At 47.8% G+C, this 25,166-nt stretch carries 23 protein-coding genes and 1 riboswitch; of the genes, 17 read left to right on the top strand and 6 right to left on the bottom strand.

The window, feature by feature from the left end; genetic code table 11:
- Together F4X88_08925 and F4X88_08920 are read right to left on the bottom strand one after the other, a co-directional pair.
- On the bottom strand, positions 1-921 hold a 921-nt coding region (locus tag F4X88_08925; protein MYA56404.1), incomplete at its 3' end, for a hypothetical protein.
- 301 nt (positions 922-1,222) lie between these two features.
- Complete coding sequence (locus F4X88_08920) at positions 1,223-1,855, bottom strand: cupin domain-containing protein (GenBank protein MYA56403.1); 633 nt, start codon at positions 1,853-1,855, stop codon at positions 1,223-1,225.
- Positions 1,856-2,020: 165 nt separating this feature from the next.
- Between F4X88_08920 and F4X88_08915 the strand changes: the two genes are divergently transcribed.
- The 10 genes from F4X88_08915 to F4X88_08870 all read left to right on the top strand — a co-directional run bounded on the left by F4X88_08915 (position 2,021) and on the right by F4X88_08870 (position 11,937).
- Entirely contained in the window at positions 2,021-3,304 is a 1,284-nt protein-coding gene (locus F4X88_08915) for a DUF5069 domain-containing protein (GenBank protein MYA56402.1), read from the top strand.
- Positions 3,305-3,405: 101 nt separating this feature from the next.
- Positions 3,406-4,236: a phytanoyl-CoA dioxygenase family protein gene (locus F4X88_08910; protein MYA56401.1), complete on the top strand. Its 831-nt coding sequence runs from the start codon at positions 3,406-3,408 to the stop codon at positions 4,234-4,236.
- Entirely contained in the window at positions 4,184-5,131 is a 948-nt protein-coding gene (locus F4X88_08905; GenBank protein ID MYA56400.1) for a carbonic anhydrase family protein, read from the top strand. The genes F4X88_08910 and F4X88_08905 overlap by 53 nt, the downstream gene beginning before the upstream one ends.
- Positions 5,132-5,253: 122 nt before the next feature.
- Positions 5,254-6,258, top strand: coding sequence for a hypothetical protein (locus tag F4X88_08900; GenBank protein MYA56399.1), 1,005 nt, complete (start codon positions 5,254-5,256; stop codon positions 6,256-6,258).
- 9 nt (positions 6,259-6,267) lie between these two features.
- Positions 6,268-6,738 (top strand): hypothetical protein, encoded by a 471-nt coding sequence (locus F4X88_08895; GenBank protein MYA56398.1) that lies wholly within the window; start codon positions 6,268-6,270, stop codon positions 6,736-6,738.
- A 315-nt stretch (positions 6,739-7,053) separates the two neighbouring features.
- A complete protein-coding gene (locus F4X88_08890; GenBank protein MYA56397.1) occupies positions 7,054-8,265 on the top strand; it encodes an autotransporter outer membrane beta-barrel domain-containing protein in 1,212 nt (403 codons plus the stop codon).
- 7 nt (positions 8,266-8,272) lie between these two features.
- Positions 8,273-9,358 carry a peptidase M75 gene (locus F4X88_08885; GenBank protein MYA56396.1) on the top strand — a complete coding sequence of 362 codons (1,086 nt, stop codon included), beginning with the start codon at positions 8,273-8,275 and terminating at the stop codon, positions 9,356-9,358.
- 131 nt (positions 9,359-9,489) lie between these two features.
- Positions 9,490-10,890: a c-type cytochrome gene (locus tag F4X88_08880; protein MYA56395.1), complete on the top strand. Its 1,401-nt coding sequence runs from the start codon at positions 9,490-9,492 to the stop codon at positions 10,888-10,890.
- Positions 10,891-10,935: 45 nt separating this feature from the next.
- Entirely contained in the window at positions 10,936-11,292 is a 357-nt protein-coding gene (locus F4X88_08875; GenBank protein ID MYA56394.1) for an antibiotic biosynthesis monooxygenase, read from the top strand.
- Positions 11,293-11,475: 183 nt separating this feature from the next.
- Entirely contained in the window at positions 11,476-11,937 is a 462-nt protein-coding gene (locus F4X88_08870) for a rubrerythrin (GenBank protein MYA56393.1), read from the top strand.
- A 93-nt stretch (positions 11,938-12,030) separates the two neighbouring features.
- Here F4X88_08870 and F4X88_08865 read toward each other — a convergent pair whose 3' ends face one another.
- From F4X88_08865 to F4X88_08855, 3 genes are all read right to left on the bottom strand, one after another.
- A complete protein-coding gene (locus F4X88_08865; protein ID MYA56392.1) occupies positions 12,031-13,206 on the bottom strand; it encodes an ABC transporter permease in 1,176 nt (391 codons plus the stop codon).
- A 186-nt stretch (positions 13,207-13,392) separates the two neighbouring features.
- Positions 13,393-14,481: a D-xylose ABC transporter substrate-binding protein gene (gene xylF, locus F4X88_08860; protein ID MYA56391.1), complete on the bottom strand. Its 1,089-nt coding sequence runs from the start codon at positions 14,479-14,481 to the stop codon at positions 13,393-13,395.
- Between the two features lie 2 nt (positions 14,482-14,483).
- Positions 14,484-15,866 carry a hypothetical protein gene (locus F4X88_08855; GenBank protein MYA56390.1) on the bottom strand — a complete coding sequence of 461 codons (1,383 nt, stop codon included), beginning with the start codon at positions 15,864-15,866 and terminating at the stop codon, positions 14,484-14,486.
- Between the two features lie 285 nt (positions 15,867-16,151).
- Here F4X88_08855 and F4X88_08850 point away from each other — a divergent pair, with 285 nt between their 5' ends.
- From F4X88_08850 to F4X88_08820, 7 genes are all read left to right on the top strand, one after another.
- Positions 16,152-17,210 (top strand): TAXI family TRAP transporter solute-binding subunit, encoded by a 1,059-nt coding sequence (locus F4X88_08850; protein MYA56389.1) that lies wholly within the window; start codon positions 16,152-16,154, stop codon positions 17,208-17,210.
- A 64-nt stretch (positions 17,211-17,274) separates the two neighbouring features.
- Positions 17,275-17,375: riboswitch (TPP riboswitch) on the top strand.
- Positions 17,361-18,254, top strand: a complete 894-nt coding sequence (locus F4X88_08845; GenBank protein ID MYA56388.1) for an ABC transporter permease — start codon at positions 17,361-17,363, stop codon at positions 18,252-18,254. (Overlaps the previous riboswitch by 15 nt.)
- A gap of 122 nt (positions 18,255-18,376) precedes the next feature.
- Positions 18,377-19,363, top strand: a complete 987-nt coding sequence (locus F4X88_08840) for an ABC transporter substrate-binding protein (protein MYA56387.1) — start codon at positions 18,377-18,379, stop codon at positions 19,361-19,363.
- A gap of 21 nt (positions 19,364-19,384) precedes the next feature.
- A complete protein-coding gene (thiO, locus tag F4X88_08835; protein ID MYA56386.1) occupies positions 19,385-20,524 on the top strand; it encodes a glycine oxidase ThiO in 1,140 nt (379 codons plus the stop codon).
- Between the two features lie 12 nt (positions 20,525-20,536).
- Entirely contained in the window at positions 20,537-20,743 is a 207-nt protein-coding gene (gene thiS / locus F4X88_08830) for a sulfur carrier protein ThiS (protein ID MYA56385.1), read from the top strand.
- A 170-nt stretch (positions 20,744-20,913) separates the two neighbouring features.
- The gene (locus tag F4X88_08825; protein ID MYA56384.1) at positions 20,914-21,687 is read left to right on the top strand and encodes a thiazole synthase; all 774 of its coding nucleotides are present in this window, start codon (positions 20,914-20,916) and stop codon (positions 21,685-21,687) included.
- Positions 21,688-22,291: 604 nt separating this feature from the next.
- Positions 22,292-23,518: a hypothetical protein gene (locus tag F4X88_08820; GenBank protein ID MYA56383.1), complete on the top strand. Its 1,227-nt coding sequence runs from the start codon at positions 22,292-22,294 to the stop codon at positions 23,516-23,518.
- Between the two features lie 36 nt (positions 23,519-23,554).
- Here the strand turns inward: F4X88_08820 and F4X88_08815 are convergent, their stop codons facing one another.
- Positions 23,555-25,096 (bottom strand): hypothetical protein, encoded by a 1,542-nt coding sequence (locus F4X88_08815; GenBank protein MYA56382.1) that lies wholly within the window; start codon positions 25,094-25,096, stop codon positions 23,555-23,557.
- Positions 25,097-25,166: the final 70 nt, after the last annotated feature.

Here is a 25,166-nt window from a genome sequence, read left to right as displayed (position 1 = left end):
CGTAGATTGACCCGGCATCGTATATCTGCGCGTCCCATCCGCATTCATAGCGATCATGACGTTCGCACCAGCAGCTGTCGCAAACGCGGCGAGTCCTGACACATCTCCACCTTCAGCAAGTGCGACAATTAATTCACTTGCGGGTTGACCGACTTCGGCGAGTTTAACGCCAGCAGGGTGTGCTGCGAAAATGGCGGGAGATAGCGTTTGTCCGCTCTCACCGTGTACACCTTCTGTCAGGTTCGTGAGGGTAATCTCGAACATCTGGCTCGCCGGCATTTCAGGAGCAACCTCTTCGGCAGGGGCTTCTTCCTCAGCAGCAGGCTCTTCGGCTGTTTCTTCTTCAGCAGCGGGCTCTTCGGCTGCTTCTTCCTCGGCTGCTTCTTCTTCAGCAGCGGGTTCTTCGGCTGCTGGCTCAGCACCAGCGACGGTCACCATACCGTCCATAGTCGTCACTTCTAATGCAGCAGCAGTAGCATCAGCAAGTGTAACATCTGTCAAACTGATAGTAGATGCTTTTGCCTCAACAACTGTAAATGTTACGGTAGCGAGCGTTCCATCGCCGTCAGACGTAGCACCAATAGCAGCTGCCGCGATTGTGACGCTACTATCAGTTGTAGTAGGGGGCACTGGAAAGGCACCAGCAGGCAAATAGTCTGCATTCGCACCAGAAACATATTCAAGCGCGGTTGAATCAAAATTGACGGTTAACCCATATCCAGCAACACCTGCGCCGCCTGTTATGTTAATATTCACCATGAGTTCTTCCCCGGCTGCTGGGGATTCTACTTCAGCGGGGTCCACAGAAACAACGGCTGCACCGTGACTCATGGCTGTAAACCCTAAACACATTACAACAGCTAATAAGGAAAAAAGGATCTTCCTATTAAAAAGCTGGTCTTTCATAAGACACTCCTTCATAATTCATTTATATGTCTGACATTTCCTTACCTTCGGTAAAGATTATAGTCCCCCGTTTGACAAAAGATTTCAACCGCAATAAATATGGGAGATTCTTCCGCACCAGCGCATTGGAATCAGAGCGCAAGGTGAGTCGTTCAAATGGGACCTTAAAGGTTAAAAGATAAGTTTACCCTAATTTTAAAACGTTGTCAAATCAAATTCGGTTCAAATTTAAATAATTCCCGTAAATTAGGCGAACATACTCTTTGTTGTTTTTAAGTATAGCACAAACACCAAAACAAAACAAATTAAAAATAGTCTATTGGGTCACGCGAGGCGCCAGCGCGTTCCAAACATCACCTAATTCAGCAACAGCCTTGTAAACGGGATAGATGGCTTCCCACATTGCTTTACGCGCTGCGATAGCGGTGTCGTCATCATCTTCAGCGAGTGCTGCCTTAAGCTGTGTGCCCATCTCCCGCTGAACTGCCGCACAGGTGTGGGTGAGTTCTTCCAACAATTGTGCGGCGTGTATCTGGCGAGCAACGAGTTCCGCTACCGATACCTGCATATCGGGCTCAACATCGTAAGCACGAGAAGGGGTGAAATTGTGCGGGAGTCGTTCACCTTTTTCTGTCCGCGGCGTGTGCGTGGGGTGGATGTGTGGCGTAACAGACAGATACATTGTTATAGGTTCATCACCGAGGACTCGCACTGTGTGCGGTTGGTCTGCCAAAGCGACACACATTTGCCCTGGTCCGAGTTCTTCAGTTTCACCCTCAATCTCGAATTCGACGCGCCCTTCCAGAATTAGGAAAATTTCATGTCCCAAGTCATGACTATGAAGTTGGGCACTTTGTCCAGGCTCCATCCTTAGAAATCGAGAGCGAATTTGTGGTGTCACCAATATATTCCGTATATCTGTGCGGTAATCGTAAACAGGAAATCCCATTGTATGCCTCCATGAAGTTTTGATATAAATATACAATGTCCCATAAAAATTAACAAGGTAAATTAGGGAGTCAATTTACTTTTTCTCTTGACACGCTTTCTGAGCATGCTAAAATATTTGCTAAAGATATAATATCTCATTTCTTGAACTGGAAGGACATAAATTATGGATTTGATACGCCAACCGCCACGTCGCCCTTCAAATCTCGGAATCGCCGGGATCGTAGGTGTGGCACGGATGACAGACAAGGCACGCGCACATAACGCAGAAACTCTCGGCGATTATATCTACGGTGAGAGTTCCGGTTTGGATCAGCGCGTCTTAACGTTTTTAGGGATTTCCGCCGATGCTTACGCCGAAGCGGTTGACGAACACGATGATGCTGCTCTGGGACACTGGGTGCTTGAAACAAGTGGAAAAACCGCAGCAGAGATCGCTGAGTTTAACGATGCCGCCCTCAGCCAACTCCCCGACACAGAGGGACACAAACAACGGTTGAAGGAGCGACTCGCTCGCTTTGCCCCAGGCAGAACCGATATTACAACGGTATTACAGTCGATGGAACTCGACGATTGGGGAAGTTTCTGGCAGGTCGACCTGACTGCTGGTCCACCCCGTAGCGCACGTGCCAAAGATGTCGGTGGCATCTGCGGTGTCGCGCGGATGACAGACAAGGCGCGAGCAGAACGCGCAGGCAAAATCGGTGAATACCTATATGGGGAGGCCTCTGGACAAGACATCCGTATTTTAGCATTCCTCGGTATTTCCGCTGCTGATTTTCAGGAAGCAGCGGTCAACAACCCGAATAATCTCGAACTCGGTGCCTGGGTACTGGAAAACTGCGGTAAATCGCAGGACGAAATCGATGAATTCAATCAGACGTTGGTAAACTACGGACCCAACGAAGCGACACGGGAACGGTTTGAAGCGCGCTGTCAAGAAGTAGATCCGACCCGCACAGACATTACCACATGGGTTATGCTTCAGGACGTGGACGATCAGTTGAGTTTCGGTATTGTTGATCTCAACCGCCGCGCGCCACGAAGTCCCTACAACACGGATGTCTACGGAATGGTTCAACTTGCACGGTTGATTGACAAAGGGCGCGCCTCTAATAGCAACACGCTCGGTGCTTATTTTTACGGTGAAGATTCGGGGATCGATCGGGCAACGCTGGGTTTCCTTGGTATATCTGCAGCAGAATTTGCTGAAGCATTGAAAACGTCGGCAACCGATGCAGAGCTTGAGGCGTGGCTGAAGGCGAATCATCCGAAAAATGAAGCAGATATTGAAGCCTATAACGAACGGATGATCCAGATGGGTCCCACGGATGAACGCTACACGGCACTCATGGCGAAAATGATCAGCCGAATTGCTCCAGAGCGTACGGACATCAATACATGGTTCGCACTGATGGCACTTGACGATGAGAAGACATTCACGCTGTAAGCAAGGCAACAATTAACATATAAAGCTGCCAGCACGTTCAGTTTGTTACAGGCGGGCAGCTTCTCTTTGTTTAGGTGTAGCCTCTCTATGGAGCATAACCAATGCCAATAGAACAAGTACTTCCCGCCGAGCCACTACCTCCAGACCCCTTGAACACCATCTCGGAGGATTTTTATCAAAACGGTGTAACGATTATCCGAAACGTGCTCTCACGCGAAGAGTGCGAACGGATTGTTGCGCGCGTTGACGAAATCTTTGCCGAACCTTACTTCATGCATAAGCGGAATGTCAAAGGTTCTCGACAAGATGGTAAAGATCCTATCGTGGTGCATCGCCTCTTTGAGTGCGACCTCATGTTTCGAGATCTGCTGGTGCGCGAACCGATTATCAGCATTGCTGAAAGTGTATTAGGTGAGCACTGTCATTGTATCGCTCAAGGGTGTATTCTCAACCGAAAAGATTTAGGGATCAACCGGTTTCATATCGACGATGGTGTAGAATTTCCGATCACACCAGAGATGGAACGGCACGATCCGAGATTACGGATGCCCGTGCTTCGTATGTCCGTGCAAATCGCACTGACCGACCAAGATGATGTTAAATACGGTCCGTCCCAATTCGTTCCGGGTAGCCATTACTCCGGACAACAACCCGATGATTCGGAACATCCAACCTTTGATGGCAAAACACCTGTTTCACTCCTCATGAAAGCAGGCGATCTCTACCTACTTAATGGGCAGACGTGGCATCGAGGGGCACCGAACCAGACGGATCGCGTCCGTTATCTGTTTCATCAAGTCTACGGGCAACGCTTTGTCGCACAGCGGTTCTGGCCCTACCTGAATTACCGTATGCCGGATTACGTCTTGGAAGGTGCCGATGAACGACTGTTGCGGGTTCTTGGCAAACATCCGGAAATGGCTTACGGATAAAGAGGGGTGCGAGATAATTTACATGGAGTCCGCAAAACTAATTTTAGGATGTGGTTTGCATCCTATTACAAAGTCATTTATTAACATTATGTGTATTTTTATGTGTATAACAAGTGGCGGAAAGACAAGGAATGGCTCATCCGACACTGGGAAGATAGAATGGGGCTACGCACCGGAGAATGGACCGGACGTTTGGGCGGAACTTAGTCCGAAATATATGCTCTGTGCTGTAGGGAAACATCAATCACCCATCAATCTCGTCAACCCCACGTCCGCAAATCTCCCGCCCATTCCCTACTATTACGACAATCCAACACGTATGGACATCCGCAACACCGGTCATACGATTGAAGTCGTATACCCAGAAGGGAATTGGATCGAGATCGATGGTGTGCGGTATCAGTTGCTCCAATTTCACTTTCACGCCCCGAGTGAACATACGGTGGCAGGTAAACTCTTTGAAATGGAGGTGCATTTCGTTCATAAAAGTGAGGAGGGCAACCTGGCAGTCGTTGGAGTGCTAATCGAGAAAGGTAGCCACAATTTCGCCTTTGACCCTGTCTGGGCACATCTGCCCAGCACCCCAGGTGAAACGCAACGCGTTGAAAATGTCACCGAGGATGGCAGTTTGATCGTCAATCCGCGTTTTATGTTCTCACCAAATGATCAGGTAGAAGATATATCTCCGTCGTATTTCGGAAGTTCCTACCGCTACGAAGGTTCACTGACAACCCCGCCTTGTTCAGAAGATGTCAAATGGATTGTGCTGACAACCCCGATCGAGATGTCTGAAGCACAAATTGCAGCGTTTAAAGCAATTATCCATGACAACAACCGGCCGGTCCAGCCCTTGAATGGACGGGAACTACTCGTGGATGTTGAGGCAAACGAATAGGACGCAATTACCTATTATTTATCGCATTCGATAATGCCTGTTACATCTCCGCAGTCAGAGAAGTTTTAGACACATTTTGCATCCACTATAATATCGGAGCATACCCCAAAGGAGAGAACATCATGTTTATCGCAACTTACAACGCCATCTATGCCGTTGGAGATGATGGAAATAGTGAACCTACCCTCGCCTATGAAGGTATTCTTGGCGGAATGGCACCTCATGGTGCGATGGTTTCACTGTCAAGCGGCAAAACTGTGGTGTCTGCTTTGTCGGATGGAACACTACTCGTTTTATCGGAGAATGGTGAAAAACGAATCCCAACAGGTATAGCGGATCCAATCGCTGCGTTGCTTGTTGTTCGTGAGGATCCGTTGACCCTGCTCATCGGAACAGATGAGGGTGCTTATGTCTATCGCCTCGTTGGAGAAGAGGGACCAGCTGAACGGGTTGTCGCCTTTGACGAATTAGAATGTAGGCAAGATTGGTATACGCCGTGGGGTGGTCCCCCAGCCGTGCGGACTTTTGCTAAAACCCAAGACGGCTTTTGTTACGCAGATATCCACGTTGGAAGTATCATGCGTTCCCACGATGAAGGGATTTCCTGGGAACCTGTCACGCCGGAACTTCATGAAGATGTCCATCAGGTCACTACGTGTCCTGCAGACGATAATCGAGTTTACGCGAACACGCAAAACGGTGTTTATGTTAGTGCTGACCGTGGGCACTCCTGGGAACATCGGTTTCACGGTTTACCGCGTCGTTACGGCACGGCTATTGCTGTACACCCAATAGACCGAGACCTACTGATCGCCACAGTCCAAAGCGGACCGAGAGGCGGTGGTGCTTGGCTCTGTCGTTCAGAGAATGGCGGCGAGACATGGACGCAACTCAACGACCAACTCACAGAACCCACCGATCGGATTAGTACGGGCTGTATCGCGTTTACATCCGATGGCACAGCATGGGCAGTCATTGGAAAAACACTTTACATCGGTCAGGATCGAGCCACGATTTGGAGTCCCTTTTGGACAGCCCCGGAATACGATGGTGAGTACCAGCCCTCGTCCGACGAGTATTCTCTGTCCCATCTCCTTGAATATCCCATCCAGACCCTTGTTGCTTAACGCATCATTTTGGTTGGCGTTGAGAAAATACTAACCGTTGTCTATCCATGGCGCGGCACGAAAAAACTTCGGCTCCATTTTGAAAACCGTGAAACCTCTGAACACGGCACCTTAAGCAAAGCAAGAATGACCGTCCGGAAGTCGGAGGTGTCGGCGATGTTTCGATACATCCAAGCAAACCACCCCGACGTGGCAACAGTGCGGGGTGGATCTTGGCTTTACAACATACCCACCTACCTTAGGCTCTTTCCACCAGACTATGTTAAGACGGCGAAACCCGTTGGTTATGAAACCACGTTTTGGGCATTGTGGGGACAGTTTATCGCCCGCAAGGGATCCATTCGACAACCGACTGCCTCACAGTTTTTGGATTGCCTTAGCAGACAAAAAACGGTTGACGGTTGCCTTCAATGCTTTCCCTACCAAGTCCTGAGACCTGAATGTTCTGTCGAAACGTTCTATGATTTCTATAGCCTATGAACTTCAAATAATTGATTTAACTTAGAAATCTTGATATTTTTTGATATTCGCGAAAATTGCGGGTATAATTAACACAATTCGTGCAATTTTTTGCGAATTTACTGCGATTTTTTTGACATTCGCGAAAATTGCGGGTATAATTAAAAGATAATGAGATTCGTTATCAATTTTTCAGGAACGTAATCTCCAACAAATGTTCAGACTATCGAGTAACCAAAGACCAAAAATGATAATGAGTCTCAATATCATGTTTAAAAAATCATATTCATGAAGAAACAATTGGCAAATTCTATAAGATTTCTCGCGGTTTGTGGAATGTTTATTTCACTCAGTGTCGGTGTTATTGCTGAATCAAATCCATTCTCGGTCTCTGGATACGGCGTGATTCACTACTCCCATTTCGATTGGGAGCTCGATCCAGGCAGACGCGCTGCTATTGACGTGGAACGCTTCGTTATCGCGCCGAAATACCGTATTAATGACACCATCCGACTCGAGTCGGAACTTGAATTCGAGCATGGTGGCACCGGTAGCACGATGGAATTCGACAAATTTGAAGAGTTCGGGGAATTTGAGACAGAGATCGAAAAAGGCGGCGAGGTCATTGTCGAAAAACTTGCCGTTGTCTTTTCCTTTCAGCCCTCCTATAACTTCCGCGTCGGGCATATCATTGTCCCAGTCGGCCTTGTCGCGAAACGGCATCGACCACAGCACTACTTTACGACAACGCGTCCGGAAGCGGAGGCACACATTATTCCAACCATCTGGCATGAAACAGGTATTGAAATTTTTGGATCGCTTGGTTCCCTGAACTATCAGGCACAAATTGTCAACGGATTGGATTCAACGGGTTTCAGTTCTCGGCACTGGATCGTTCGCGGACACCAACTACGATTTGAAACAATCAACGCCGAAGCACCCGCATTCGTTGGACGCCTCGATTATGTGTTTAATGAAAACGCTACCATCGGCCTCTCCGGTTATTACGGAGATACTGCGGCAAATCGACCGAAACCTGATGTGGATTTCGATGCACATGTTGGGATTGTGAGTCTCCACGGATTCTACGAAATGAATGCTGTGAAAGTTCGAGGGTTGTTCCTTTGGGGAACGCTTGAGAATGCCGATCAACTGTCTAAAGTCAACCGGACCCTCTCCAATAATCTCAATGCAAAGCGAACTCCGATAGGAAGTTCAGCCTTAGGTTGGTATATTGAGGCGGGTTACGACCTATTATCACTTTTCGGACAATCTAACAACAGCACGGAACACCAAGATCTGCAGGACACGCCGCCAGACCAGGTCTTAGATGTTTTTGCGCGTTACGACTATTACGATACGATGGCGAGTGTTGAAGGTATTATCTTCGACAATCCACGATGGGAAAGAGCTGCATGGACCTTTGGCGTTAACTACCATGTCCATCCAAAGATGGTTTTCAAGAGCCATTATTCCCTTCGTCAGTTAGCGGCAAAAGATAAAAACCGAGAAAATACCTTTTCGCTCGGTTTCGGTTTTCAATATTAATAAAAACATGGAGGTTTTTATGAAACTCTATAAGATTTGGACATTACTCTTTTGTTTACTACTGGCATCCGCTTTTGTTATTGGATGTGGCAGTGATGAAGAAACAGACGAGCACGATGAACACGATCACGCTGAGGCTTTTGATGCCACCACGATGCTCAACGATTTTGCGAATGGTCTCGTGTTATCCACCTATACCGATCTGGACAATAAAGCGGGGGAACTTTTAGCCGCTGTCAAGGCATTGGAAAGCGATACCTCGCAAGGGAATCTCGAAAAAGCGCAACAGGCGTGGATAGCCACGCGAATACCGTGGGAACAGAGCGAAGCATTCCTGTTCGGTCCCGTAGACACGCAAGGACTCGATCCGGCACTGGATAGCTGGCCGGTTGATCGTGTCAATCTACAATCCGTTCTGGACAGCGGCGATTCCTTAACAGTGGATTTTGTCGGTGGATTAGAAGATACACAGAAAGGTTTTCACACAATTGAATTCCTGCTGTTCCGCGAAGGAGACCAACGCAAAGCATCGGATATAACCGATCGTGAGTTGAAGTACCTCCTTTCGACGACAGAGAATCTCAAGGTAAGTACCTCTCAACTTCAGGCGGCATGGGCACCAGGCGGCGAAAATTTTGTCAGTGCAGTTGCCCAAGCTGGCACGGGCAGTGTTGTCTATCCCTCACAAAGTGCAGCAGTGCAAGAGATCGTCAACGGCATGATCGTCATTGCCGATGAGGTAGCGAATGGTAAGATCTCCGATCCCTACAACGAATCTGACACAACCCTTGTTGAATCTCAGTTCAGTTTCAATTCCATCTCGGATTTCCAAAACAACATCCGTGGGATTCAGAACGTCTACGGAAAAGGACTCAACGGATTCGTGAGCGGTCAAGATCCAGCGTTAGACGCTCGTTTCCAACAAGAGGTGCAGGCAGCGATTTCTGCTATCGGCGCAATTCCAGATCCGTTCCGGGATTCGATTACTGCGAACCGCGGTGCTGTCCAAGCTGCGATTGATGCTGTCAGCACGGTTCAACTGACACTCGAACAAAATATACTCCCGCTCGTCCAATCGAGTGAATTTAATTAATATAGTTTGTAAAGCGTTTAATTCCAAAAATGTAAACACGAAAGGGCTATTTCGTTTTTGCGGGGAACAGCAGAGATGCTGTTCCCGCACTATACATTTATAGTCTTATTGTGATATCAATAGCGAAAGAGATGAAATCTTTTTTTAGTTTACTCCCTCTAATCCTTTTGATGTCAATTTTGCTAAGTGCGTGTGACACCGAGTCACCCGTGGCTGTAGAATCGACACCAGTATTTGCAACAAGCGAGCTCTCCGGTGGTGAGACGACTGTCTTTGATGCATCAAGCCACGCGTTTTCAACCCCTGCTCCCAACCTTTCGACCTCGGCATTTGAAAAGCATTTGGAAGGCGATGTCGAATTTGAAGCCAATTTTGTAACAGCACCTGCGGAAGTAAACCCTGGACTGGGACCCATTTACAACAATATTTCGTGCATCAACTGTCATTCCCGGGATGGTCGTGGGCGACCACCAAAAGTTGATGAGAAATTCGTGTCTATGCTCTTTAGGCTCAGTCTTCCGAAGCCGGCAGATGCGATGGATGGACAACCTCCTATCCCCGTTCCGGGATTCGGTACACAACTTAACAACCGCGCCATTTTCGGAACAGCCCCAGAGGGTAAGATCAAAATTGACTATACCGAGCAGACGCTAACAACAGCAGACGGGACGCGTGTGTATCTGCGTTATCCGAATTACACATTTACGGAAACCTATCAACCACTGCCAGAAAACGTTGAAGTATCACCACGCGTCGCACCATCCGTCTTTGGACTGGGTTTGCTGGAAGCGATTCCTGAAGAAGCAATTCTTGCTTATGCAGATGAAAACGATGTCGATGGAGACGGTATCTCAGGCAGGCCGAATTACGTATGGGATGTCGTAGCCCAGCGTTACACGCTGGGACGCTTCGGGTGGAAAGCGAACCAACCGACACTGTTGCAACAGGTTGCAGCAGCATATCACGACGACATGGGTCTAACTACATCCCTGTTCATGACGGAAAACTCAGCGGGGCAATCGCAACTCACTGCCCACGACGCAACACCGGAAATTAGCGACGAGATTTTAGAAGTGGTGACGTTCTACGTTCAAACACTGGCAGTGCCAGCGCGACGCAATGTAGACGATCCACAGGTTAAACAAGGCGAAGTCCTTTTTGCTAAAGCACAATGCGCCAGTTGCCATGTTCCGACGTTAAGAACCGGTGTCTTAGCAGGCGTCCCTTCAGTGAGCAACCAGACAATTCAACCGTTCACGGATATGTTGTTACACGACATGGGACCCGATTTAGCGGACAATCGTTCCGATTTTCGTGCCAACGGTCGCGAATGGCGGACCCCCCCACTATGGGGTATCGGTTTGGTGAGAAGGGTTAACGGTCATACCAACTTCCTCCATGACGGCAGGGCGCGGGACTTAATGGAAGCGATTCTCTGGCACGGTGGGGAAGCGGAAGCATCACGTCAAGCCGTTGAACAGATGTCTAAGGAAGAACGCGACGCTCTCATTGCGTTCTTAGAATCACTGTAGAACAGACAAACTCCATCCTCAATTTTCAACAAGGAGAAGATTTTGATGATAACTGTTGCGAACCGAATTTATGTCGCCCCTAAATACCAAGATGCCTTTGAGGAACGGTTTCAAAACCGAGCCCGTCTCGTTGATGGAATGCCGGGGTTTATCTCGAATCAAGTTTTGCGCCCTGTCAACGAGGGTGATCCATACATCGTTTTCACACTCTGGGAATCACGACAGGATTTTGAAAACTGGATAGAATCGGAGGAATTCCGCAAGGGACATGCCCAATCCGGCACGTTGCCTAACGAAGCGTTCACACAATCAAACAAACTCGAACTTCATGAGGTGTTCCTCGATTCCGCTCGACCTGAGTTGAAGGAGGAGCCCCACGGAGGTCCCTTCAAGGTTCACTAATACAAGTCTATCCACGAAATTATAGCGTTCGATGTTACCTGATAAAGGCAAGTCGGAATCAAGCGCGTTTACGTCTCGCGTCAAAATATAAAAGCGTTTGAAATCGGTTCTAACATGTGATACACTAATAGATGCAGAAATAAAAAACCAAAATTCTAACACCTCATCATTAGGAGATATATTATGAGTCAAGTAACGAACACCGCAATCATCGAAGAACTCACTCGCGTCTATTGGCTTGAGATAGAGGCAACCATCAACTATCTCGCTATTTCTGTGGATTTGGATGGTATTCGTGCAGAAGAGATTAAGAAATCTCTTGCAACAGACATCCAAACAGAAATTACACATGCCCAAGAATTAGCAAATCGTATCAAAGAAATCGGCGGCAGAGTGCCGGGATCGTTCGGTTTTAAAGCCGAACAAGCATCGCTCCAACCCCCAGAAGATTCTACAGACCTTATATCAACAATCCATGGGGTTATTGAGACAGAAAATCTCGCGTGCGATCAATACAATAAGATTATCCGTATGTGCGATGGAATAGATTACGTCACGCAAGACCTCTGCATCAAACTCCTCGCCGATGAGGAAAAACACCGCCGAGAGTTTATCGGGTTCCTCAAAGAATTTGAGAAGGAATGAACTCATCAGAACAAGTAGGAAATAACAAACAACGGGCATCACTGTCCGTTGTTTATTTTTTTAATGATCCAATCTGTTTAACATGGCATCTGTCTATTCCGTCCGCAGTCTGGGATCTAACGCATCACGGACGGCATCGCCGAAGAGGTTTGCGGGTAGCACCAATCCAAACATAAATGTAAACGCTGCGGTGAGATTCCACCAAACAACCGGGTCGCGAGCGAGTTCTAAACGCGCTGTGTTAATCATATTGCCCCAACTTCCTGTTGTCGGTTCAACACCGATTTGGAGATAACTCAGCAACGCCTCTGTCAATACCAATCCACTAAAGCGTAAGATCGTGGTGATCAATACGATATGCATGAGGTTCGGAATGAGATGCTTGAGAATAATGAGTCCACGATGGACCCCAAAGGCTTCGGACGCTTGGATGTACTCCAATTCCCGGAGTTTCAAGGTTTCACCGCGTAGGATACGACACAACCCTGTCCAACTTCTGATACCCATGATGAGACAGAGATTGAATAACCCCTGTCCAAAGAGGAGCATGAAGGCAACGATAAGGAGGATAGACGGAATGGAATCGAGTGTGGCGTAGATGTACTGAACAGCATCATCTACCCACCCCCCAAAATAACCCGCGATAACACCGAAAAATATGGCGAATGGCACAGCAATCAAGGTCGTAAATCCACCAATAACGAGTCCAGTACGGATGCCTTTTAAGGCACGGTAGAGGACATCATTGCCCACTTTGTCAGTGCCAAGGAGATGACTCCGGGGATACTGAAGCGGTGGATAGTCGCGAACCGTGCGCCCATCAGGTGTCTGGAGGGTGCTTTTCGCATACAGATGCGTTGCGAAGGGGGCGGAATAGGTTTTTTCGGTGCGTTCTCGAAGCGGTGTGCAAAGCCTATCCAGGAGGCTTAAACCTCTCGGTCTATAGACAATGTCACCCTTCTCATTTCGAGTGAGTGTTTGGTCGGTCTGCCGGACGAGCGGGTCACGCCAACCGATGCTATCCAACCCACCGACAAGGAGGTATCCCAAGAGAACGAAAAGACAGACAATAGCGAGTCGGTTTCTGCGAATTTGTCGCGCGGCGTTGCGCCAGTACTCTTGCTGGGAGGCATATCGGAGGAGCCACCCCGCACCGACAAGGCATGCAATGATGATGAGATTTTGATAAGCATCGGAACGCCAAACCCAACTTAACCGATCATCAATGCCGATGTCTGGATCATTTATCCCGATGAGAAAAATAGGCATTTTTTAATTATTCCTTGCGGTTAAACAACGTGGGTGTTTTTGCTTGGGTGTTTCCGCTAGAACTTTAGCATCCCTTTCTTAAATCCGCGCTCCATTTCATTACGCGCTACAATCTTAGGGCTATTCTTGTTGAAGTTTACGTATGACTGAAGCCACCGCCGACAACTGACAACCGATAACCGATAACTATTCCTGATAAACGGCTTCGCTTGTATGGAATCCATCTTTAATGACGACTTCATCCAGATTCGCTTTGTCAACTTGGATAGGTGTCAGTAGGATGGATGGCACTTCAATTTTGCCGTTGTTAACGGTCTGTGTCGCTTCAGCGATGGCTTCACCTTTTGCGAGTGCGACAGCGGCTTGTGCCGCCTTCGTTGCGATGAGGTGGATCGGTTTGTAAACCGTCATCGTTTGTGAGCCTTTGACAATCCGCTGACAGGCGGCAAGTTCGGCATCCTGCCCCGACACAAGGACGCTTCCCGCTAAATTCTGTCCCTCAAGTGCTTGTATCACGCCACCGGCTGTGCCATCATTTGACGCAACGACAGCGTCTATTTGGTTGTTCGTCTGTGTCAAGACCTGTTCTGCCTTTTTGAGCGCGTCCCGCGGATCCCAATTAACCGCCCAATGTTCTCCACCTGCCACTAAACGAATGGCACCGCTGTCAATTGCGGGTTGCAAGGCACGGAGCTGCCCCTGTCGAAGGAGTTGTGCGTTATTGTCGGTTGGGGCACCACCGAGCAGGAAATAGGCACCTTCTGGCTTCTGACGCAGTAGGTATTCGGCTTGCAAGTACCCGACCTGTTCGTTGTCAAAAGAGATATAGAGATCAGGTGAACTCTCACGGATGAGTCGATCGTAGGCGATGACTTTGATTCCCTCAGCGTGTGCGATTTGGACGATTTGTGCAGCAGCGACGCTATCCTTCGGAATAACAACGAGAACGTCCACACCCTGGGTAATCATGTTCTCGGCTTGTTCGTTCTGTCGACGTTCATCTCCATCAGCAGACTGGACGATAACCTCAGCACCGAGTTTCTCTGCTTCAGCCGTGAAAATATCTCGGTCCTTCTGCCAGCGTTCCACCCGCAACGAATCCATAGACAAACCGATTTTGATTTTCTGAGTGGCAGTCGCATCCGCCTCTTCGCTCTTTTTCTGTGTGCCTGGGTCAGCACATCCAAATAGAATTACGAGACACACCGTTACGGGGAGCCAAAAGTTAACGTTAAAAGTCGGAAGGCACATCACATCACTCCTTTTGAGATTCATTGTTATTCTTCAGACGCATCTGTTTCTGAAGTAGATTCCGCGGATGGGGCAGCATCGGGTGTAATCTCGCGAACAGCATCTCCGATTTTGAGAGGTTCCGTTATCTCAACAATTCGGAAGATAGAAACCTTATCATTCAGGATTTCAGAAACCGCCACAAGCCCAATCTGCTTCGGGACGTATGTTAGGATTTCCCCTGTATCTAAATCTCGGACCGGTTTGCCTTTGGTATAGACAGCGAACTCTTGGTTGATAGCGATCCGCTTGCTGGAACCGATATTGACATAAATCTTATCCGGATGTTCATTATCCACGTACTGAATTTTGCCTTTCACAGGCTCCCCAGATACCGTTTCCGGCGTTTCTTGTCCTTCCTTCGCGATTCCGGTTTTCGGTTCCCAAGGCGTAATGAAATTGGGACCGACGTTGTCTCGAAGTGCCAAAACCACTTTAATCAACGCTTCATTGGTTACGACACCGAAAAGGGTTCTGTCGTATTCAGCACTCGCAAACTGGATCTGATTAAGTTCGGTCGGTCTAACAATCGGGCGTGGATTCTTCCGTTGAGCGTCCTTTGTTTGACCAAAAGAGAGGTTCGTTCCTTCCTCGGTCATACTGGCTTCAAGAGTGGCGAATTTTGTGCCGGTGTACCGGTGATCACGGCTGGCGGAGATTCGCGGCTCAGCCACAAGGCTACCGGCGGCGTTGTAGAATTTCATGTTCAGTTTAATGGTGGCACGGTGTAGAGACCCTCGCAGGATAACAGGCGCCAGGTAACTCGTGCGCCCAAGTCCTTGCTGCGATTCTCGTCCACCTTCCCGCAGCGTGCGCGAAGCGTTCGCCCGCAAGCGTTCTTGATTAAATTTTCGGATATCGCCTACCACAATTACGTCTACGTTGAGATGCTTCGCAAGCGTTGCATACTGTTCTTGATCCAGTTTTCTCAGGTTCTGCCGTGAGAGCGTCATAAGTGCCATCGCATCGAGGAGTTCATCTTTACTGACAGGTTCATACACATTCGTTTCGACGAACTTCCGATTGAGCATTTTCGCAAATCCTGCCTCCAAATCCCATCGTTTCTTGGTGCCGAAGATGCTTCCGATGAAGGCGGGGACACAACCACATCCGGTAGGAGAATCAAAGCGGCTGTGATCCTCAAAATAGAGAACAGCAATACGTTTCTTTGGCGTTGCATCGCTCACAGCAATAGTGCCAATCATGAAACACAGACTGAATCCTATCACGAGCAGACTTTTTAAGCTTACCTTGCGGAGGAACAACGAGGTTTGTGCTTTGACGTGTCTGTCGTCAGCGTCGTCCTCCGTTTCATTACGGGCTTGGTTTTTGTTATTATTGTTATTAAGACATGAAAAGAAGCGTTTCACCCTTTTTTACCCTCCTTTTTCCTTCATTTACCTTTCACCCCTATAGTTTAGCAGTCCTCTGAAGATTTATCAAGGTTTTTAAAAGGTAAAATTAAAAACTTGAAATACCCCAAAATATCTGGTATTCTTATAGTTATCGGTTTTCAGTTAAAGAGGTGCTGTGTCCAAATAGTCCCAACTTGGAGTACTTCAGGACAAAGCAGATCGTTACATTAAATTTCTTAACTCACAACCGACGACCGATAACTGACAACTATTCAACATACAAACGAAAAAGGAAACGCCATGTTTACAAAAAACAGATGCAAGTGCCATAATTTATTACATATATTTATATCCGCCGCGTTGGTTGCACTCATTGTTCTCTATGGGTGTAGTGATAAACAATCGGGTGAAAAAGCCAAAACAGGTGATGCCGTCCCGCAGAAAAAGGAGTGGCTCTCGATTTTAGGGGGCGTGATGGGCGGTAGTTTTTCACAATTTGCCGGGGGCGTTAGCCGTATTTTGAACCACAAGGAACCCCATCTGAAAATATCCATTGATGCTTCCGCAGGTTCGGTCGAAAACACACGACGTGTGAACGAAGACCCAGAAGCACTCGGTGTCGTTTTTGCGGCTGAAAGCTACCTCGGTTACCGCGGCGAAGAAATTTTCGCAGAAGAGGGACCGAAAACTAACATTCGTATGGTGACGTTGCTTTTCATGGCTTACGACCAATTTTCAACGCTGGCGAACAGCGATATTCATCAGTTTGAAGATATTGTTGGAAAAAAAATCGCCTCTGGAGCGAGTGGATCCGGTACGGCACAGACGTTAGAACGCCTGTCAAGACTGGCGGGTATCTGGGGAAAGTTTACGCCGATCTATAAAGGCGGGAGTGCTGCTGCCGAGGCTCTCCAAGATGGACAGGTTGCTGGATTTCAGTGGCTCGTGAGTGTGCCGAACAGTGCTGTTATCCAATTGACAGCGATTAAATCTATTCGGATGATCGATCTCGACGTAGCTGCGAAAAAGTATGGCTTCTATGAAAAGTATCCGTTCTACCTCCCCGGCTCTCTGCCAGAGGGCGCGTATGAAGGCAAAGTGGAACCGGTGAATACTATTCTGATGCCAACAGTACTCATCTCGAACAAAGCGGTGAGCGAAGAAACTATCTATAAACTTCTAAAGCATGTTTACGCCTCGGAAGGACATCAAATGATGCTGCAAACAAACCAAGCAGCAGCAGATATGACGATAGAGAATGGACCGAAAGCCTTTGTGATTCCACTACACCGCGGAGCATACAAATTTTGGAGTGAACAGGGCGTGGAAATTCCAGCGCATGCCATGCCGGTTGATTAAGGAAAAACCGTTATCGCCTCAAAATTTGCTTTAAATGTGGAGAATATGCTATAATATTTAAATAAGTAACATTATGGGGTGCTCTTACCTGTTTAAGAGCTGAGAAAACACCCATTGAACCTGATCTGGATCATACCAGCGTAGGGAAATATGAGAAGAGTTGTCAAAGCTGTTTCTTTTTGGTGTTGCCACGGTTGTGAAATAGAACCACTGGCGGACGGGCATATTTCCCATATCCAAACGGAAGACGGTTTTTTGTTGTTAAGGACACAGATATCTATGTTCAGTAAATTTGCAGCACCTGTGGCTATCCTATTGATAGTCGTAGGCGTATGGGAAGGTGTCGTGTATCTTTTTGAGATGCCGCGCTACATCCTACCAGCCCCTTCAAAAATTGTGGTGACCCTCTTTGCAGAATACGCGCAATTACTGAAACACACGATCGTGACACTCCAAGAGATGCTCCTTGGATTTCTCCTCGCGGTTGGTATCGGTGTCCCGTTAGCCGTGCTGATGTTCGAGTTCCCAGCATTAGAGAAAGCCCTCTATCCGTATGTTATCGGCTCACAAACGGTGCCAGTGTTTGCTATCGCTCCACTACTGGTGATATGGTTCGGTTTCGGTATCGCTTCAAAAGTCATTATGGCAGCACTGATCGTATTCTTCGCAATTGTGTTGAATACACTCGATGGCTTGAAATCCACCGATCCAGATACCGTAAACCTGCTCCGAATTTTGCGAGCCACGCGATGGCAGATACTTTGGAAGGTTCGCATTCCGTCGGCATTACCGTTTATCTTTTCAGGGGCAAAGATAGGCATTTCGATCTCTACAATTGGTGCGGTTATCGGGGAATGGGTGGGGGCAAAGGCGGGACTCGGATACCTCATGCTGTATGCGAACGGACAACTCCAAATTTCACTCGTATTTGCAGCGATTTTTTGCTTAACGATTTTAGGTTTAAGTCTCTTTGGATTGATGACACTGTTGGAGCGGTACGCAATGCCGTGGCGACAGCATCAATACGAAAAACCAGATTTCTAACGATTTTCTAACTATGGGAATCGTGAATTCCAATCCATTCCAAGTGCTCAAAGGTTTCTAACGTCACCAGAGACCGTTGCGTAATGGAACGGAGCAACGCCCAGGAGGAATAAATTAAAAACATGAAAACAGCAATTTACTTAATGTTTCTCATCAGTTGCGGTATACTTTTAACAGGACACATCGACAGCAAGGCGGACGGCCACCAGAAATCCGAAATAGAGAAGGTCACGCTGCTCCTCGATTGGTTCCCGAACGTAGATCACGCACCGCTTTACGTCGCGCAAGAGAAAAAGATTTTTAGTAAGCACGGTTTAGAGGTCGAATTGCTCTGGGGGGGTGATCCGAATGCGCCGTTGAAACTCGTGGCAGCCGGAAAATCACCGTTCGCTGTGAGTTATCAACAGAGCGTCACGATTGCGCGGGCAAGTGAAGAGGTTTTACCGGTTAAATCGATCGGTTTACTTGTGGAGCACCCCCTTAACACGATTAGTTTCCTGAAGAAAACAGGTATTAAAACACCAGCAGATTTCAAAGGGAAGAAAATCGGATACACAGTCGCACCGTTGGATGTCCTGCTCTTCAATGCAATTGCGGCGAACGCCGGATTAGCAGAAGATGACTACGAATTGATAAACGTGAGCACAAATATTTCGGCATCTCTGCTGAGTGGGCAAATCGATGCAGTGATCGGTCCGTTTCGGAATTACGAGATTAACGAATTGAAACTTGAAGGTGCAGAAGCGGGGTATTTCGCACTTGAGAAGCACGGCATTCCCGACTATTATGAGTTGGTAATTGTCTCTAATGATGCTTTTTTGAAAGAACATCCAGAAACCGCTAAAAAACTGATGATGGCGATTCAGGAGGCGATTCAATTCACGAAAGAGAATCCTGATGACGCATTGCAGCTTTTTTTCAAAGCAAATCCAGATGCCCGCAAAGATTTAGAAGAACTGGCGTTTCGGGATACACTGGATGTGTTCGCGACAACGCAGGTGCAATCCGCAGAAAAATGGGCAGCCTTCGCAAAATTTGCGTATGAAAAAGGTTTGATTTCCAAAACAGTCGAAGCAAAAGACTGTTTCATCAACGTCTTAGAAGAATAACTGTTTTACCCTACAGCGTCAATGAAGAACAAAAAGATTCTCATCATCGGTGGCGGTGTGATCGGTCTCGGTATCGGATGGCAATTGGCGAAATCGGGTGCTTCCGTCACCATCTACGAACAGGCTAAAGCCGGGCGCGCTGCGTCTTGGGCAGCTGCCGGGATGCTCGCGCCACTCGCCGAAGCACATACCGAAGAACCGGAACTGCTGAAACTCGGATGCCAAAGTTTAGCACTCTATCCGCAATGGGTTCAGGAATTAGAGGCAGATGCCGAGATGTCTATCGGGTATCGGGTGGAAGGCACTCTGATCGTCGGACTGGAACCTGATGATACACATCAACTTCGACACCTTTACACCTCACAACAAGATTTAGGGATACCGGCTGTCGAATGGTTGACGGGGCGAGAGGCGCGTGAAATCGAACCCGCCCTTTCACCCCGCGTGACGGCGGCGATCCGATGCGAGAGCGACCACCAAGTGGATAACCGATTGATGGTGAAAGCACTCGGACGCGCCTATCAGAGATATGGGGGCGTGTTGTGTGAAAGCATTACCGTTGAAAAAATCGTCATAGAAAGCGAAGTCGTAACCGGTGTTCAAACACAAGAAAGTTTTCAAGCAGCAGATGTGATCATTCTTGCGGCAGGATGCTGGTCAGCGCAAATTGAAGGGTTACCCGATGCTATTCTTCCGCCGGTGCGTCCTGTGAAAGGACAGATGCTGGCGTTGCAAATGGAAGATGGGATCACGGTTAAAAACGTCATCCGCACTCTCAGGGCAAGGTATCCGACATCGGTATATTTGGTACCGAGAACCGATGGGAGGCTTATCGTGGGTGCAACGAGCGAGGAGATGGGATTTGACACACGTTTGACAGCGGGTGGTATGTTTGAACTCCTCCGGGGCGCATGGGAAGCGGTGCCGGGTATTTATGAACTGCCACTTCTGGAAACATGGACAGGCTTACGTCCCGGTAGCAGAGACAACGCACCGATACTTGGCGAAACACCCATTGAGAATCTAATATACGCCACAGGACATTACCGCAACGGCATCTTACTCACACCCATCACGGCTTACGAGGTCTCCAAACTGATTCTGACCGGTGAGACCTCAGAGACAATTGCCCCGTTTCGGTTAGACAGATTTTTGGCATAGTGGGAGTGAAAAATGAAGATACGCGTTAATGGTGAAGCAAAAACAGTTCATCCGAATTTGAATGTCCATGAGCTGCTCATCGCTTTAGAAATGAATCCACTGCAGTCGGGCATTGCTGTCGCCGTGGATCGGGAAGTTATCCCGAAAATGGAGTGGCAAGCGACGGAACTTCACGAGAACAGTGAAGTTGAGATCATCCGCGCCGTCCAAGGTGGATAATACTCCAGCAAAGCATGTCCGTTCGGAAATGAGGACCTTCGTTTAACGCTTGATAAAGAGGTTTTGAAGGTGTTATACTAATTCAAACCATTATTCAGAGGTAAACTCCGGCAGCAGGATTATGAACAATGGACAGAGTTCAGGGAAAACTCAATAGCAAAAAATAAGAAATGCAAGAATTTAAAATTGCCGATCAAACATATACATCAAGACTGCTGATCGGAACAGCAGGGTACCCGAATTTTCATATAATGACAGCATCTATTGCTGCGAGTGGTGCCGAAATTGCGACGGTGTCAATGCGTCGCGTGAAATTTACAGATACACCGGGAGAGAATTTGTTCGCGCTCCTACGCGAACGAGATATGACAATCCTCCCAAATACCGCCGGTTGTTTCACAGCAAAGGACGCGATCCTAACTGCCAGCCTCGCGAGAGAGGCACTTGAGACATCACTCATCAAACTCGAAGTTATCGGGGACGAGGAAACACTATTTCCGGATGTGGAGCAGCTGCTGAGTGCAGCCGAGACACTTGTCAAAAACGGCTTCACTGTGCTTCCCTATTGTAACGACGATCCGATTACGTGTAAGAAATTAGAAGACCTTGGCTGTGCAGCGGTGATGCCGTTAGGTGCCCCGATCGGCTCAGGGATGGGGATCCGTAATCCGTATAATATCCAGATCATCCGAGATCTCGTGCAAGTGCCGCTTATTGTCGATGCGGGCGTTGGAACGGCATCGGATGCAGCGATAGCGATGGAGTTAGGGTGTGACGGTGTTCTGCTCAACACAGCGGTCGCGAAAGCACACCGTCCTGTGCTGATGGCGGAGGCGATGAAAAAAGCAGTTGAAGCGGGCAGAGCGGCGTTTCTGGCTGGACGTATCCCGCGGAAACTTTACGCGACTGCCTCAAGTCCTCAAGCTGGCATTATTGAAGGATAACACTTAACAATCCCAATGCTTTAGACGAATCAACGGTATGAATGCCTTATGGCATTCACCGGGGTCCAACCTGCGTTATTCGTGCTTTTTTCGTCAAAAAAGTCTTGACAAACGAGGGTAAAATGTGGTATAATTATATCAGCATCGTGGATAGCATTCTTACCCCAATCAAACCCTGATTGGGTGCTATCCCGCAATCGTAAGAAGGTGTGTGGTGCTGGTGCGAAATCACTCTAAACATTAGGGAATGTGAGAAAACTTTTATCGGTTGATCGTTTTTCAACCTCCCTTGCATTCCCGCCAAAACCGCTCGCGGTAGGGCATACCGAGAGTCTAAACGCTTGTGGAGTCCGTGTAATTCCTCATTTTGAGGGTGTGGACGACGAAGCAAGAATCCCATTGCTTTAGCTATGGGAGTGTCAATAGACAGAAACTTATACCATTTCTGATTGAAATTGTAGCATAAACTTTAGTTTGTGCATGCTTGTAGCATAGACTGGCGAATGCGCGTGTGGCATTCGCAAAGACGCTGTGCACTCAAGTGCGGTTAATGCGATATAAACTTTTAGAAATGGTATTACATACATAGAATTGGAGTCGGTGTGTGAAAAAAACATCCCACTTTTTCTGGATATGCCTGATTATTTCTACGCAATTCGTAGGCAGCGTTCTCTTACCTCATCCGCAAAATGCCTTTGCCCAACTCCAGACTGAATTCGGACAGAGTCTCCTCGACAGAAAACCCGAAACCTCTGAAACCGATTCCGCAGAACTTACCATTGACTCCTACTTCTCTAATACATTCAACAATCACATTGAATTCGGTCTGAGCGTCGATCCATACACCAGTGGTCTCGCCGGTGAGGAAGATTCACAACTTGAAGGTATGATTAACCGTTTTGGGGTCAACTTGCTCGGGGATTTACCGATAACTGATAAACTCAGGCTCAAATTGCAATACGCGCCACAAGTTGAAAACTACACCGGTGCCGATGGAAAACTCAACGAATTCGACGCGTTTAGTGATGTCTTCCTCACTGAAGTGAGTTTCCAACCCGTCGCGAATTTACCGCCTCTTGTCACGTCCCATCAACTGCAACGCCTCGTGCGAAGTTCAAACGTCTATAATAACACCGAACGACAATTCGGTCTCCGCTTTGGGCGCGTCTTAGAATATAATCTGCGGTTACACCGATTTGATGACGAAGATTCGCGAAGAGAGGATTTCTTACTTGTCGGCTCTACCAACCATAAAATGACTGCACGCCTGCAATTTGGGATTCTTAAACAGATCCTTGGTAAACTGGAATACGGGATAGAGCGGAGTAGCTACCAAACCAATCTGAACAATCTTATCTTAGGTATAACGGGACTTGACGACAATGAACGCCGAAATGATTGGCGACACATCGGTTCCGCAAAACTGATACAGGTCGCAATGGATAGATTCGTGTTTCAGGAAGAGGTGAACCTATTTCTGAATCGTTCCAATGTCGATTTCTTTAACTTCGTCAGTACCGAAGTCGCGGCAAGTTCCTTTTATCGCTTTGAGATGGGCCGCTGGCTTCGGCTTCGATTCTCCAGACTCTGGGTGCTTTTTGAAGGCAGACAGATTCCAGACGAAATAGGAAATATACTGGAAGACGCACCAAACCGTCGGGACACACAGATAGGTGCGAATGTGCAGTTGAATTGGGAATTGAATCCATATCTAACACTCAATGCCGATTATCAGGTTACCCAGAACCGCACAAATGAGGTAGATCCACTGCTCGATTTTCTTAATTATACGCAGACCATCGCGACCGTCACGCTCCGCGGTCAGTATTGACTTTTTAATTTACCTTGCGGGTAAGGCAACGCGTCGTTACCGCTTCCCCTTAAATAACTTCAATTTCCCCTCAGACGCCACCAAGGTATAACACGCCTCAATCGCCTCGGCGACAATAGGTTCGTCCGGCGTGTCCCACAACAACAGATAATCCACGTTGTCAGCATAATCGCAGAGGTCAATCCTTTCAGGCTCCCAGTGCACAATCTGCACCCATTCCTTCTCTTCCAAAGGGGTCTCAAAATCGGCATTGAATCGGATTGGAAAATAGTCGAACTGTATTTCATAATTGCCGAGGTTGATGCCTCCATTGTCGAGACAGTAGTAATTGGCAGCGTTGACAAAGATGCCCACGCGTTTAGAACTGCCCCTCGGATCAAAGTGAAGTGGAAGGATAACCTTGTTCTTTCCAATCTGTTGGACAAAAGCGTTAAACTGGTGTATCTCGGCGTTGAGATTCTTGAAGCGAATGCCAACATAGAGGATGTTAACGAGCGCGAGTAGGACAACTATCGCTGTGAATACGCGTCTCCATGGAAGAGGATCGAGAACACGGAACCATGCGAACATGGCAAGGACCGCCAAAATAGCGAGCCTGTCATTGACCCACCCCCCGGGTCCTATAGAATTTGGCAAGATGAAATAGAGTCCAAAAAGCACACCTGCAAGACAGAGAAACGCCCTCTGTCCAAAGGAACTCTCTTCGGGGTCTTTCCTATTTTGCCAGATTGTTCCAGCAGTAAGAAAAAGCAAGAGGACGGAAACTGAAGGGGAAATCCAATTCGGAGGTTCGGCGTAGGCAACAAGCACGTGCATCCCGATGAGGTTACTGAAGAGTTCTCCGATCCTCCCAAACCCAAATTCAGGAGGCTCTCCTGCGAGGAGGTCGGAGGTCGGAAGATAGACGAGGATGAGGACAGCTGCGGGTAGCAGATAACATCCTGTTATCAAAATTCGCTTGAGGTCCCGCTTGAAATGGAACAGTGCCAGCAAGGCTATAGAGAACAGAATGAAAGCGTAGGAGATGAGGTGGGCAAAGTAGGTAATAACGATAAGCAGGTTGAGCAGAATAATCCGCGTCCTGTTCATCTCATCCTTGTGTTTCCACCAGTAACCGAGGGCGAGAAAAAAGAGGGGCACGCTGACAGCAAAATTGTAGAATCCCATGAGAAAGAGATAATTGTAGATAAAGGTGAAACTCAGTATTACGAGCGGATACCGTCCGCGTTGGACAGCCTCAAGAAAATAGTGGATTGCAAGCGGGAACAAAATAACATAGAGACTCAGAAATATTTTCTCCGCGACGAGAGGCGGGAAGACGAACATTAATATCGCTAACGAAAAGTGGGAAAGCCAATTAGGGAAAGGATACCAGTTAATCTCGTAATAGTCGCGAAACTGATATTCTGGGTTGTTATACTCGGTCAAAATTTGCGAGTTATAAACATGGCTCACGCCATCTTGTGTTGGAAAATAGGGAAACAACCATATCGGCAGCAAATAGACAACAATGAGTGCACCAACCAAAAGCGATCCGTTTTTGCGTAGAAGCATGTGGCATCGGGAAAAGAGTGTCATTACTTTCCTTTTATCCATTTTGGCGTAACGGGTAGGTTTTTAAAACTTACTGTTAAAAGATGCGTCTTGA

This window comes from Candidatus Poribacteria bacterium (assembly GCA_009839745.1).
In the GTDB taxonomy this organism is placed as follows: Bacteria; Poribacteria; WGA-4E; order WGA-4E; family WGA-3G; genus WGA-3G.
Note: the sequence above shows the minus strand (reverse complement) of the source record. Positions and strands in the feature narration are given on the sequence as shown.